The 13658-nt window shown below is 65.0% G+C and carries 12 protein-coding genes, 1 tRNA gene and 1 pseudogene; 9 read left to right on the forward strand and 5 right to left on the reverse strand.

What is annotated here, in order from left to right; translation table 11 throughout:
* The 7 genes and pseudogenes from B3446_RS06865 to B3446_RS06895 form a co-directional block, all read left to right on the forward strand.
* Window positions 1-440: pseudogene (locus tag B3446_RS06865) on the forward strand (peptidoglycan-binding protein LysM); the annotation flags it as partial.
* Window positions 441-443: 3 nt separating this feature from the next.
* Window positions 444-1253, forward strand: a complete 810-nt coding sequence (gene truA / locus B3446_RS06870) for a tRNA pseudouridine(38-40) synthase TruA (RefSeq protein WP_291378720.1) — start codon at window positions 444-446, stop codon at window positions 1251-1253.
* A 52-nt stretch (window positions 1254-1305) separates the two neighbouring features.
* Window positions 1306-2403, forward strand: coding sequence for a TRAP transporter substrate-binding protein (locus tag B3446_RS06875; RefSeq protein WP_291378722.1), 1098 nt, complete (start codon window positions 1306-1308; stop codon window positions 2401-2403).
* Window positions 2404-2459: 56 nt separating this feature from the next.
* On the forward strand, window positions 2460-3125 hold the full coding sequence (locus tag B3446_RS06880) for a phosphoribosylanthranilate isomerase (RefSeq protein WP_291378724.1): 666 nt from the start codon (window positions 2460-2462) through the stop codon (window positions 3123-3125).
* 222 nt (window positions 3126-3347) lie between these two features.
* Window positions 3348-3424: transfer RNA gene (locus B3446_RS06885), tRNA-Val, on the forward strand.
* 275 nt (window positions 3425-3699) lie between these two features.
* Window positions 3700-4413, forward strand: a complete 714-nt coding sequence (locus B3446_RS06890) for a tetratricopeptide repeat protein (protein WP_291378726.1) — start codon at window positions 3700-3702, stop codon at window positions 4411-4413.
* 145 nt (window positions 4414-4558) lie between these two features.
* Entirely contained in the window at window positions 4559-5038 is a 480-nt protein-coding gene (locus B3446_RS06895; RefSeq protein WP_224776785.1) for a YbaN family protein, read from the forward strand.
* 19 nt (window positions 5039-5057) lie between these two features.
* Here the strand turns inward: B3446_RS06895 and B3446_RS06900 are convergent, their stop codons facing one another.
* From B3446_RS06900 to B3446_RS06915, 4 genes are all read right to left on the reverse strand, one after another.
* Entirely contained in the window at window positions 5058-6839 is a 1782-nt protein-coding gene (locus tag B3446_RS06900) for an IlvD/Edd family dehydratase (RefSeq protein WP_175123999.1), read from the reverse strand.
* A 62-nt stretch (window positions 6840-6901) separates the two neighbouring features.
* On the reverse strand, window positions 6902-7918 hold the full coding sequence (locus B3446_RS06905) for a TRAP transporter substrate-binding protein (RefSeq protein ID WP_291378730.1): 1017 nt from the start codon (window positions 7916-7918) through the stop codon (window positions 6902-6904).
* A gap of 31 nt (window positions 7919-7949) precedes the next feature.
* Window positions 7950-9230 (reverse strand): TRAP transporter large permease, encoded by a 1281-nt coding sequence (locus B3446_RS06910; protein ID WP_291378732.1) that lies wholly within the window; start codon window positions 9228-9230, stop codon window positions 7950-7952.
* A 43-nt stretch (window positions 9231-9273) separates the two neighbouring features.
* A complete protein-coding gene (locus tag B3446_RS06915; protein WP_291378734.1) occupies window positions 9274-9831 on the reverse strand; it encodes a TRAP transporter small permease in 558 nt (185 codons plus the stop codon).
* Window positions 9832-9961: 130 nt separating this feature from the next.
* On the opposite strand from B3446_RS06915, the gene B3446_RS06920 reads away from it, so the two are divergent.
* Window positions 9962-10987: a LacI family DNA-binding transcriptional regulator gene (locus tag B3446_RS06920; RefSeq protein ID WP_291378736.1), complete on the forward strand. Its 1026-nt coding sequence runs from the start codon at window positions 9962-9964 to the stop codon at window positions 10985-10987.
* On the opposite strand, the gene B3446_RS06925 is transcribed toward B3446_RS06920, so the two are convergent.
* On the reverse strand, window positions 10984-11592 hold the full coding sequence (locus B3446_RS06925) for a TetR/AcrR family transcriptional regulator (protein ID WP_175124004.1): 609 nt from the start codon (window positions 11590-11592) through the stop codon (window positions 10984-10986). The genes B3446_RS06920 and B3446_RS06925 overlap by 4 nt on opposite strands.
* A 139-nt stretch (window positions 11593-11731) precedes the next feature.
* On the opposite strand from B3446_RS06925, the gene B3446_RS06930 reads away from it, so the two are divergent.
* Window positions 11732-13519: an ABC transporter ATP-binding protein gene (locus B3446_RS06930; RefSeq protein ID WP_291378739.1), complete on the forward strand. Its 1788-nt coding sequence runs from the start codon at window positions 11732-11734 to the stop codon at window positions 13517-13519.
* Window positions 13520-13658: the final 139 nt, after the last annotated feature.

A 13658-nucleotide genomic window follows, 5' to 3' on the forward strand; every position in this document is an offset into this window, starting at 1 on the left:
GTACTCCGGGCGCAGCAGGTACTCCCGGCGCCGCAGGCGCTGCTGGCGCAGCAGGCGCTCCGGGCGCAGCAGGCACCCCAGGTGCAGCAGGCACCCCGAACGCAGCAAGCACTCCCGGTGCCACCACCTCTTCACCCTCCGACGCCGACAAACCCGTCGGCACGCTTCCGGACAAAACTGTGCAAACTGGCATGCCCGGCTGGCTGGCCGACAATCTTCTCGTGATCGTTACCGCGGTGCTGGCGCTGGTCGCCTTCGCTATTGCCTGGCTGTTGCGCCGGGCCGCCGCGCGGCGTGACGACGATGACGAGGACAGCTATACCTACAACGAGCCCGCGCTGGATACGGCAGCGCTGAACCGCAAGCTCGACACCATCAATCTCGACCTGGACGTACCGCCCACGGACGAACCGCGCCGTATCGGCGGTCCTCGGGTTTGAAGCATGTCTAGAGTTGCATTGGGGCTGGCGTATGACGGCTCCGCCTGGCAGGGTTGGCAGACACAGCCGCACCGGCAGACGGTGCAGGATTCGCTGGAATCCGCCCTGGCTAGTTTCTGTGGCGTCGCCGACCCGGTGCCCACGATCTGCGCCGGACGCACCGATACCGGCGTGCATGGCGCGATGCAGGTGGTCCATCTGGACACCGCGCTGAATCGCAAGACCGAATCCTGGGTACGAGGCGTCAATGCGTTTTTGCCGCCCAGCATTTCGGTGCAATGGGCCGAGGAAGTCTCCGACGAATTCCACGCGCGTTTTTCGGCGCGCGCCCGCACTTACGTCTATCTGCTCTGGCGCGGCCGGGTGCGTCCGGCGCTGTGGGCAGGGCGTGCCGGCTGGTGCTTTCAGCCGCTCGATGTGGACGCCATGCGCGCTGCGGCCAAGGCACTGGTTGGTGAACATGATTTTTCCAGCTTCCGTTCCTCGCAATGCCAGGCCAAGCATCCGGTGCGGCACATGCACAGCCTCGAGATCGAAGAGCGCGGACCGTTCCTCGTCTTCACGCTGAAGGCAAATGCCTTTCTGCATCACATGGTGCGCAACATCATGGGCGCGCTGCTGCAGGTTGGTCAGGGCAGGGAATCGGTGGACTGGATGACGCAGCTTCTGGCGTGGCGTGACCGCAAACGCGGCGCGCCCACCTTTGCGCCGGATGGCCTGTACCTTGCCAGCATCGATTACCCGGAAGCCTTCGGGCTGCGCGAACTCGATGGCGGGGCGTCGCTGCTTTCGCCCTTTACTCAATCCTATTAGGGAAGCCGCCGCGCAGCCGGCGGGATCCCGCGCCTTTCTGGAGGCATGCGCCATGCAACGCCGCGCGTTTCTGAAGCAGACCGCCCTGGGCGCCGCCGCCGGCAGCGCCGTGCTGGCCGCTCCCGCCATCGCACAGGAAGCGCCCAACCTCACCTGGCGGCTGGCTTCGGATTTTTCGGCCGATGCGGCGACGCTGTTTGCGGGGGCCGCCGACGTCGCGCGATATCTGGCCGAGGTCACGGACGGGCGCTTCAACATCGAGGTCTTTCCGGCCGGCCAGTTGTTCCAGCCGGGCCAGGCGCTGGAAGCCGTGCAGCACCGCATCGTCGAATGCGGCCATGCGGCGTCGGCCAGGTATTTCACTACCGATCCGGCGCTCTGTTTTGATGGCGGCGTGCCATTTGGATTGAACACGCGCCAGATGAACGCATGGATGCGGAAAGGCGAGGGTCTGACGCTGACGCGCGAGGCCTTCGCCAAGTTCGGCATCCTGAACTTTCCCTGCGGCTATACCGGCGCGCAGATGGGCGGGTGGTTCCGCGGCGAGATCAAGACCGTTGATGACCTGCGCGGCCTGAAGGTAGCGGCCGATGGCTTTGCCGCCCACATCCTGTCGCGACTGGCTGCGACGCCGGTCGACATACCCGCGAGCGACGTGCATGCCGCGCTGGCGCAAGGCCTGGTGGACGGCGCGGTGACGATCGGCCCGTTCGACGATGAGCGGTTCGCGTTGTTCGAGGTCGCGCGCAACTATTACTTTCCGGGCTGGTGGGCCGGCACGCAGCAGTTGTCGCTGTACGTCAATCAAGACGCGTATGGCGAGCTGCCCAAGGCCTATCAGACCGCGCTGTCCCTGGCCTGCGCCGCCGCATGCAACGACATGATTGCCGCGTTCGATGCCAACAATCCGGAGGCGTTGCGCCGGCTGGTGTCACAGGGTGCGCAACTGAAGGCGTATCCGCGGCCGGTGCTGCAAGCTGCGCACGAAGCCACGGTGGCGGCCTGCAATGAATTAAGCGCGAAAGACGCGACGTTCAAGAAGCTCTACGACAGCATGCTGGCTTTCCGCGGCAAGCAGGTCCCGTGGTTCCGCATGGCCGAGGGCAGCTTCGACAACATGGTGGCGACGCTGGGCGCGCCGGGGACGTAGGGGCCGGATATACTGGCCCATCCAGTCGCCGCGGGGCGACACATCCAGAAAATGCCATGCGTACACGCATAAAGATCTGCGGGCTGACCCGCGAAGAAGACATTGAAGCCGCCGTTTCGGCAGGCGCCGACGCGATCGGTTTCGTCTTCTATCCCAAGAGCAAGCGCTGTCTCACGCCTGTTCGCGCCGCGCAGTTGCGCCGCGGGGTGCCGGCGTTTGTCGACGTCGTCGCGCTCTTCGTGAATGCGCAAGAGGAAGAGGTGCGCACGGTGCTGGGCGAAGTCGGGCCCGACCTGCTGCAATTCCACGGCGACGAAACGCCGCTGGAATGCGCGCGCTACGGGCATCGCCACCTGCGGGCCTTCCGTGCCGGCGCGCCCGGCCTGGAGACGGCGGACAACTTGGCAGCCACTTGCCGCGCATACGGCCAAGCCGCGGGATGGTTGTTCGACAGCTACAGCGCCGGTTATGGCGGCAGCGGACACGGTTTCGACTACGCGTTGCTGGATGATGTGCGGGCCGATCCCATGTCCCGCCCGTTGATTCTGTCGGGCGGATTGAATGCAGAAAACGTCGGCGCGGCCATCGAATCCGTGCGGCCTTGGGCGATTGATGTGAGTAGTGGCGTCGAAGTCGAGCAAGGAATAAAAAGTTCTGATAGAATCTCGTTCTTCGTTGCTGCAGCACATGACGCAGACACGAAATTGAAGGAAAAGAAGTAGTGCTTTAAAGCGTGTGGAAAGGGTTGATTGGCCGCTTGGTTAATACCTAATTGGTAGTTTCCAAATCGGTTAATCCTAGATTCCAAACGCGTTGCGCAAGGGTCAGTTTGGCAAAGCCGCAAGGCAAGCTTCGCAAAACCTGAAACGCAATAAAAACTGCAAAAAATCTTCCAAGACGATTTGCACAGTTTAAAAAAGCACTATATAATTCTTCTTCTTTGCAGGCGGTTAGCTCAGCTGGTTAGAGCGCCACGTTGACATCGTGGAGGTCGTTGGTTCGATTCCAATACCGCCTACCAAATTCCTGCAAAGGTGTGTTCGATAGAGCTAGTCGGACACAGACCTGAAAAGCCGCGACAGTCTTACGACTTCGCGGCTTTTTGCTTTTCCGCGTGCGACGGTGCTTTTAGCAAATCAAGCGCGCGGCGCGATCCTCGCATCGGTTCGCAACATCGCTGCATGGGTTCGCACCATCGCCGCATCGGTATCGCAACGCTGTCGCATCAGTATCGCAATAGCGTCGCATCAATACCCACGCAGGTATATTCCTTCTTTCCCAATTCAAAGCCCGCCCATGCATTGCACGTTGAAGGCGTTCGTTCTGGCTCAGTTGCTGTGGCTGCCCGGCTGCGCAATCAAGGCGCCGACGCCGGCTCAAACGGCTAGCGACGAGGCGCCGATGTATGCCGGCGCAGATCGCCGCGTGGCCGCAGCGTTGCGCGCGGGCGATGAACAACAGGTTGCACAGGCCGCAAAAGCGTTTGCGTCGCCATCGGCGGCAGCGCAGGCGCGGGTCGAAGCGGGCTATCGTCTTTTCCGTGAAGACCAGCCCGGCCAAGCCATGCGGCGCTTCAATCAGGCCTGGCTGCTCAATCCCGACAACGCCGAGGTATACGCGGGTTTCGCGGTCATTCTGGAAAGCCAGCGCAAAGTCTGCCAGGCGATGAGCATGATGGACCGCGCGATCAGTTTGAATCCGCCCGCGTTTCGCGGCATTTATGCGGACGCGGGCCGGATCGCGGCGCGTTGTGCGGCAGAAGACAAGACGCTGCCGCCCGAGGCGCGCATCGCGGCCACGACGCGTTCCGACGAGTGGTACCGCAAGGGCGAGGCCGTCGAGCCGGACAAGGGTTATCTGTATGCGTCATGGGCCACTGCCTACTACTGGCGCGGCCAGTATGGCGAGGCGTGGGCCATGGTTCACCGGTCGCGTGACGCAGGCGGCAGTCCTGATGCGGAGTTCGTCAGGATGCTGCGCGCCCGCATGCCGGAGCCCGCCGCATCCTGAGCCGGTCGATGCTGGGGGCGTCGAAGATAATGCGGGCAGGGCAGACGTTGCGGGCACGGCAGACGATCCGGGCGGAGCAGGCAATGGTCGCGGCGCGAAGCAGCCGGTTCCCCACCCGCCCATTTGCGATATCCTGCACACCATCATGATGAGAGCACTTTGGTTATGCCTGGGCTGCCTGATGCTGGCGCTGGGCGTCATCGGCGCCTTTCTGCCGGTGATGCCGACGACGATCTTCCTGATCCTGGCCGTGGGCTGCTTTTCGCGCTCGTCGCCCCGGCTCGAGAAATGGCTGCTGGACAGTCCGACATACGGTCCATCGCTGCGCGCCTGGCGTGAACAGGGCGCGGTATCGCGCAAGGGCAAAACGTACGCCAGCCTGGGCATGGCAGCGGGCTATGTGCTGTTCTACTGGAGCGCGAATCCCTCGCCGTTGCTGGCCATCGGCGTGGGCATCTTCTTTCTGGCCAGCGCGGCTTATGTGCTCAGCCGGCCCGGCCCGCGTGCCGAGGGCCAGGCCCCTGACCCGGCAGCCGAACCGCTCAACGACCCGACTACCGGACTGGCCTCTGACGCAACCAAAGAACCAGCCACAGATCAGGCCGACACGCCGTCGCGCAAATAACCCGCACCGCCCGCATACCTCAATGCGAATGCCGCGGATCCCCACGCGTCTCCACCACCTTCAAATACAGCGTCGCCGCCTCCAGGCACCCGCCCGTGGACAGTTGCCCCACGGTCTGCCGGTAGAGCTCCTGCCAGGGCGTCTGCGACGGCGGCGCTTCGTACGCCGGTTCCTGGCGGCGCCGTTCCAGTTCTGATTCATCCACCTGCAAGATGACCGACCGCTGGTTCAGGTCCACGCGGATCCGATCGCCGGTGCGCAGGAGCGCCAGCCCGCCGCCCACTGCGGCTTCGGGCGACATGTTCAGGATGGAAGGGCTGGCCGACGTGCCGCTCTGGCGGCCGTCGCCCATGCAGGGCAACGAGTCGATGCCGCGCTTGATCAGATGCGACGGCGGCGCCATGTTCACGACCTCGGCGCTGCCGGGGTATCCCACGGTGCCCGCGCCGCGGATCACCAGAATGCAATGTTCGTCGATGTTGAGGGCCGGATCTTCGATGCGGGCGTGATAGTCCTCCGGGCCTTCGAAGACGATGGCACGCGCGTCGAAGGCGTTTTCCGAGCCGGGCTCCGACAGGTACGCCCGGCGAAACGCCTCGCCCACGACCGACATCTTGATGATGGCGCTATCAAAGAAGTTCCCGGACAGCACGATGAAGCCAGCGCGGTGCTTGAGCGGCGTGTCGCAGCTTCGGATGACGTCGGTGTTATGGGTCTTGGACGCTGCGGCAATGTCGCCGATGGTCTTGCCCGACACGGTCCCGCAGTCAGGATGCAGACGGCCCGCGGCCAGCAGCTCGTGCAGCACGGCCGGCACGCCGCCCGCGCGGTGAAAGCCTTCGCCCAGGTGCTCGCCGGCCGGCACGCAGTTGACCAGCAGCGGCACGTCTTCGCCCAGCCGCTGCCAATCGTCCAGGCTCAGGTCGACGCCCATGTGGCGCGCAATTGCGATCAGATGCGGCGGGCAGTTGCTGGACGCGCCCAGTGCCGAGGCAACGACGATGGCGTTTTCGAACGCCTGCCGCGTCATGATGTGCGAAGGCCGCAGGTCCTCGCGCACCATGTCGCAGATGCGCATGCCGGTGGCGTAAGCCATCTGGCCGCGTTCGCGATACGGCGCGGGAATGCTTGCACAGGTGGGCAACGACATGCCCAGCGCTTCGGCCAGCGAGTTCATGGACAGGGCGGTGCCCATGGTGTTGCAGTGGCCGATCGATGGCGACGACGCCGTGGCCAGCGTCATGAAACCTTCGTAGTCCAGCTTGCCCGCGGCCATCAGGTTGCGCGCGTGCCAGATGACGGTGCCCGACCCCACGCGCTGCCCCTCATGCCAGCCATCCAGCATGGGACCGCCGGACAGCACGATGGCTGGAATGTCCACGGTGGCCGCGGCCATCAGGCAGGCGGGCGTGGTCTTGTCGCAGCCCGTGGTCAGCACCACGCCATCCAGCGGATAGCCATGCAGAATCTCAACCAAACCCAGATACGCCAGATTGCGATCCAGCGCCGCGGTGGGCCGCCGGCCCTGTTCGGCCAGCGGATGCACCGGGAACTCCATCGGGATGCCGCCGGCGTCCCGGATGCCCGCCTTGATGCGTTCGGCCAGCGCCAGATGATGGCGATTGCAGGGCGCCAGGTCGCTGCCCGTCTGCGCGATGCCGATGATCGGCCGCCCCGACTGCAGTTCCTGGCGCGTCAGGCCGTAGTTGAGATAGCGCTCGACGTAGATCGCCGTCATGTCGGCGTGCGAGGGATCGTCGAACCATTTCTGGCTGCGCAGTCGGCGGGGTGTCTGGGACATGGCTGTCTCGCTTAGGTTGCATACGGGCCCGGACCAAAGGCGGATCCGGGCCACCAGCGACGCTAGTTGCGCGCCTTCTGGATTTCGTCGTTCAGCTGCTTGACCAGTTCCGGGCCGAGCTCCTGGGTGTACTTGTCGACCACGGGCTGCACCTTCTGGCGCATGCGGGCCACTTCTTCCGGCGTGACCGTGTTGATCTTCATGCCGTTCTTCTCGAGCGTGCCCATGGCCTTGGTGGAATCGGCGCGGCTGTCCTGCCGTTCGAAGTCGCGCGACGATGCGGCGGCCTGGCGGATCAGCTTCTGCTCTTCAGGCGACAGCGTGTCCCACCACTTCTTGGACGCCAGCACTACCCACGGCGTGTAGACGTGACGCGTGATGGTCAGGTAGGGCTGCACCTCGTAGAACTTGCTGCTCTGGATCGTGGTGATGGGGTTTTCCTGGCCGTCCACCGTGCGCGTTTCCAGTGCGGTGAACAGTTCCGAGAACGGCATGGGCACTGCATTGGCGCCCAGCGTGTTGAACACGCCCAGTGCGATCTGGTTCTGCATGACGCGCAGCTTGATGCCTTGCAGGTCCTCGGCGCGGGTGATCGGCCGCTTGGAATTGGTCATGTTGCGAAAGCCGTTTTCCCAGTAGACCAGGCCGACGATGCCCTTGGCTTCCAGCTTCTTCAGCAGGTCTTGCCCGAGCGGACCGTCCAGCACCGCGTCGGCTTCCTTTTCGCTGTTGAACAGGAACGGCAGGTCGAACACGCCGAACTCCTTGACCATGCCCGCCAGCGGCGCGGTGGACCCCACCATCATTTCCTGCGCGCCGCCCACCAGCGCGCTCTGCATCTGTTCATCGGAACCCAGGTTGGCCGAGCCGAAGGTCCGCATCTTGAGCTTGCCGCTGCTGACCTTTTCCAGTTCCTGCGCCAGATGGCGGGCCGCGCGGCCCTGCACGCTTTCCTCGTTCAGCCCGTAGCCGAAGCGGATGAGGCGCGGCTTGACGTCCGCAGCCGCGGCCACCCCGGCGACGGTGCAGGACAGCACCGTCGCCAGGACAAGAATGCGGGTCTTGAATTGCTTGATCATGGTGTTTCTCCTCGGGGGTTTTCAAGTGCCGCTAGTGCATCCAGCGTGCGGGTACGGTGATCAGTTCAGGGAAGATCACCAGCAGGACCAGCAGCAGTGTGTAGGCCACGACGTAGCGCCACACCCCTCTGCAGATGGTTTCCATATTGATGCGGGCCACGCCGCAAACCACGTTGAGCACCGTGCCCACCGGGGGCGTCAGCAGGCCGACGCTGCCGACCATGACGAACATGACGCCGAAGTAGACGGGGTCGATGCCCGCCTTGATGACGACGGGCATGAGCACCGGGGCGAGGATCAGGATGGTCGGCGTCAGGTCCATCACCGTGCCCACCAAGGTCAGCAGGATCAGCAGCGCGAACATGAGCAGCTTGGGCTGGTCCATCACCGGTTCGAGCAAAGCGATCAAATCCTGCGGCAGGTCCGCCAGCGTGATCATGTAGGACGAGACCATGGCGGCCGCCACCAGGAACATGACCACGGCAGTGGTGCGCGCGGCATTGATAAAGAGCGGTCCCAGGTCGCGCCAGCCAATCTCGCGGTAGACGAAGAGGCTGACCAGCAGCGCATACACGGCGGCGACGACCGCCGCCTCCGTGGGCGTGAAGATGCCGCCCCGCAGGCCGCCGATGATGATGACCGGCAGGAACAGCGCCCACAGCGAGCCGCGCAGCGCCTTCAGGCGGTTGCTCCACGGCTCGCGAGGCGAGGGCGTGATACTGCCGTGCTTGCGCGCAACCCAGGTCCACACCGCTACCAGCGTGAGCCCCATCATGAGGCCCGGCGCGATGCCGGCGAAGAACAGCTTGGTGATCGACACATTGGTGGCGACGCCAAAGATGATGAACGAGATCGACGGCGGAATGATGGGCGCGATGATGCCGCCCGAGGCGATCAGGCCCGACGCCTGGCCGGCGTCATAGCCTTTTTCGCGCAGCATGGGGATCAGCAGCGATCCCAGCGCCGCGGCATCGGCCACGGCCGAGCCAGACAGCGACGCCAGCAGCACGCTGGCGAAGATGGCCACATAACCCAGGCCGCCCTGGATGTGGCCCACGAACGTGTTGGCCAGATGCACGATGCGGCGCGAAATGCCGCCGGCGTTCATCAGTTCGCCAGCCAGCATGAAAAGCGGCACAGCCATCAGCGTGAAGCTGTTGGCGCCGGACAGCATGTTCTGGGCGAGGAGCTGGGTGTCGTAGAAGTCCAGCTGGAACATCATGACGATCGCGCTGATGATGAGCGCGAAGGCGATCGGCATGCCCAGGGCGATCAGCCCGAGCAGCACGACTAGGAAGACGGTCAGGATCATTGCGGATATCCGGGCGAATGAGTGGGGGCGGGGAGGGGCCGGGTCAGACCGCCGGGTCTTCCGGACTGGATTCCGCCGGCAGCGGTCCGCCCGCAATCACGCGGACCAGGTCGATGAGCGTCAGGATGCCCATCGCCACGGCGGCATAGAGTCCCGCCGCGTTGAAGACGGCCAGCGGCATGCCGGTGACGGGCAGCACGGTGTCCAGGCCGATCACCGTCTGGACCCAGCCGCCTTCGGCCATCAGCCACAGCACCCACAGGATCATCAGCTGGCAGGCAATGTGCGACACGCGGCGCGCGCCCGGGCCGAAGCGTTCGACCAACATGGTGACGCCGATGTGCTGATGTTCGCGCAGCGCAATCACCGCGCCCAGGAAGATCATCCAGACAAACGCCAACCGCGAGACTTCGTCGGACACGTTGATGCCGGAGTTGAAGAGATAGCGCAGCGCCACGTTGCCGAACAGCAGCACGACCATCACGATCAGACAGGCCACCATCAGCCAGGTCTGCAGCACAAAACACCAGTCCGCGGCGCGGGCCAGCGGCGACCGGCCGGGGCGCGATGGCCCTGGCCGCCCCAGTGGGGAAGCTTGCATGGTTGTCTCCTCTCCGTTTTCCCGGAGTTTTCTAGTCGTTTGATGCGGATCATGTTAGCGCTAACATTTTTGCTTTGGCAAGCCTCTTTTTTTGCGTCAGACTACGCGCTTGCATTCATCGCGAGGGTCCATGTCCATCCGCAAACCCCGAAGCTCGCGCGCCGGCCGCGTCACCATGCAGGACGTCGCTCGGCGCGTCGGCGTCAGCGCCATTACGGTCTCGCGGGCGCTGCGCACGCCGGACAAGGTGGGGGAAGACCTGCGCCAGCACATCGCGCGGGTGTGCCAGGAACTAGGCTACGTGCCTAACCACGCCGCCAGCGCGCTTGCGTCGGCCCGGTCGCAGACCATCGTGGTGCTGATTCCGTCCCTGAGCAACGTGGTCTTCGTGGACATCATCACGGGCATCAAGGACGTGCTGGACCAGCACGGCTATCACATGCTGATCGGCGTTACGGGCTACTCGCCGGACGAAGAAGAGGCGCTGCTGCGCAAGTATCTGCAGCACTCGCCCGACGGGCTGGTGCTGACCGGCATCGATCACAATCCGGGTGTCTGGGAACTGCTGCGCGCGCAGGCGATTCCCACGGTGCACACGATCGAAACGCTGGAAGGCAACGACGACATGAGCGTCGGGTTCTCACAGTTCGACTCGGGCTACGCGGCCGGCCGTCATCTGGTGGAACGCGGCTACCGCCGCATCGGCATCATTGGCGCGCAGCTGGATCCGCGGTCGCTGCGCCGTTGCGAGGGGTGCCGGCAGGCGCTGCGCGATGCGGGCCTGTATGACGCGGCGCTGGAAATCATGACGCCCGAAAAATCGTCGATCAGCCTGGGCGCCGCGTTGATGCAGGACCTGCATACGCGTCATCCCGACTGCGACGCCGTGTTTTTCTGCAACGACGACCTGGCGCAGGGCGCGGTGTTCCAATGCGGCCGCGATGGGTTGCAGGTGCCTGAGCAGATGGCGATCGTCGGATTTCATGACCTGGCGGGCACGGCCTGGACCACGCCGCCGCTGTCCACCATCGCCACGCCGCGCTATCAGATCGGGCTATCCGCCGCGCGATTGCTCATGCAGCATCTGGCGGCCGAACCCGTGCCCGAGCGGCACGTGGATCTGGGTTTCGAACTGGTCCAGCGCGAAACCAGCTAAGCGCCTTCCAGCATCGCCATCAAACCGATGATCAGCGCCTGCATGCCCTGATCCAGTTCCACTTCCATCTCGGATTCTTCCGCCGTGCGCGCGGCGTCGACGACCGGCTCCAGCCCGGCAACCGAATACACCGTGTCCGCCACCGCAAGGCCGTGAAACGCCACGGTCGCCAGCAGGATGCGCGATTGTTCCTTTGAGATGCCATAGGCGTCGGCGATGTGGCGCTGATGCCCGTCGATCTTCGCCAGCATGGACGGCGTCGCGGCCAGCCGCCGGATGACGTAGGGCGTCACGCCCGGATGCGCCTTGACGAACTCGCGCACGGACGTCGCGAACACCGTCAGGTAGTCCTTGAGATCGCCGCGATCGTGGCTACAGGCCTGCGGAATCTGCCACCGCTTGAAGATCTCCTCGGCGACCAAGCGCTTGAGCTCTTCCAGGCTGGGCACGTGCTTGTACAGCGCCATGTGGCTGACGCCCAGCGCCGCTGCGACGCCGACGAACGTGATGTTGGGCAGGCCCACAGCGATGCCGGCATCGGCGATCCGCTCGCGGGTAATGGTGGGAGGGCGTCCCCGTGCGGGGCGGCGCTCTGGCGGCTGCATGTCTGATCCCTGGTGTTGGCGTCGGCGATCCCGCACTTTAACCCGTCCCGCAATTATTTAGTTTATTGCTATGCAACTATTTCAAGATTTAGTTTATAGTGATGCAAATAATTATCAACTTCGTCCTGGTACTTCGTTCATGAGCACTTCCGGAGCCGCGCCGGCCCACGCTAAACAACCCGGCCCGCTCAGCCTGGTGTTGACCCCGATCCGCGGGCAACTCATTGCCGCCGCCGCGCTTGCCGCAGTTGGCACCATGCTCACGCTGGCGCCTCTCGCCGCCATCGCACACATGGCTCGCCTCATCCTGGAAGGTCCCGAACCGACGGCTCCCGAGCTTTGGTGGACTGTCGCCGCCGCCGTCGCGTGCCTATTCACGGGCATGGCGCTGGTGTCGGCTGCCGAACTGACCGCCCACCTGGCCGACAACCGGATCACGCATCATCTGCGCCTGGCCGGCGCGCGGCGGTTGGCGCACGTGCCGCTGGGCTGGTTCACGGACCGGGCCTCGGGCGAGGTCAAGCAGGCGTTGCAGGACGACATGGCGACGCTGCACAGCCTCACCGCGCATTTCTTCACGGCCGTGGGGCGCGCCGGCGGCGCCATCGCGGCGTCGGCGGTCTACCTGTTTGCGCAGGACTGGCGCCTTGCCATCGCGGCGTTGCTGCCGTTTCCGGGCTTCTTCCTCTTTCTGCGCCGGGCCATGAAGGCCGGCAGCGCGAACATGCCGGTGTTCATGGAACGGCTTGGCCGCCTCAACGGCGCGACCGTCGAATTCGTCAATGGCATACCCGTGGTCAAGGCGTTTGGCGCTGCCGGCAAGGCGCATCGCGGCTACCGGGACGCGGTGGACGGCTTTGCCGCGGCTTTTGCCGACTTCACCCGGCCATTGATCGCCGCGATGGCGCGGGCCCACGCGCTGATCGCGCCGGTCACGGTTCTGGGCGTGGTGCTGGGCGCGGGCGCGCTGTTCGTGGCGCTGGACTGGATGGCGCCGGTGGACGTACTGCCTTTCGCATTGGTGGCGCCGGGCATCTGCGCGCCGATGCTATTGCTGCACACGCTGCTGCACGATCTGGGCAGCGCCACGGGCGCAGCGCAGCGCGTGTTGGCCCTCATGAATACGCCTGTTCTGGAAATGCCACCGGCCGGCGACGGCCAAATTCCTCAAGGCCACGAAGTGCGGTTCGAGGACGTGAGCTACCGCTACGGCGACGGCCACGAGGCCGTGTCCGGCATCACTTTCACCTTGGCGCCCGGCACGGTGACCGCCATTGTCGGCCCGTCCGGCGCCGGCAAATCCACGCTCGCCCGCCTGCTGGTGCGCTTCTTCGACCCGGCGCAAGGGCGCATCACACTCGGCGGCGCGGACCTGCGCCAGATCGAGAGCGCGCAGCTCTACCGGCGCATCGGTTTCGTGCTGCAAGAGGTGCGGCTGATCCACGCCAGCGTGCGTGACAACATCGCGCTGGGCCGGCCGGGCGCCACCCAGCAGGAAATCGAGGCTGCTGCGCGGGCCGCGAACATTCACGACCGCATCCTGGCCCTGCCGCGCGGCTACGACGCCGTGATTGGCGAAGACGCGCAGCTCTCGGGCGGCGAATGCCAACGTGTAAGCATCGCGCGCGCCGTGCTGCTCGACCCGCCCGTGCTGGTGCTGGACGAAGCCACGGCTGCGGCCGATGCCGGCAACGAGGCGGCCGTTCAGGAAGCGCTGTCGCGCTTTGCGCAGGGACGCACGCTGCTGGTGATCGCGCACCGGCTGGACACGGTGGTGCATGCCGATCACATCCTGGTCCTGGAAGACGGGGCCATCACCGAACAGGGGCGGCACGACGCGCTGCTGGCGCAAGGCGGCTGCTATGCGCGGCTTTGGGCGCAGGGCGGTCATGCGATGGCTGCGGCGCAAGAGGAGCCGGCATGCTGACGACCTTTGTGCGCCTGCTTGGCAAGGACGTTGCATTCCTGCGCCGCTACGGGTGGCTGGCCGCCGCCTACGGGCTGGCCTGCGGGCTGACCATGGCGGCCACGGCGCCGCTGCTTACGCATCTGCTGGCCGGCGACAC

The sequence above is a fragment of the Achromobacter sp. UBA5777 genome (genome assembly GCF_002418565.1).
GTDB lineage: Bacteria > Pseudomonadota > Gammaproteobacteria > Burkholderiales > Burkholderiaceae_B > Achromobacter > Achromobacter animicus.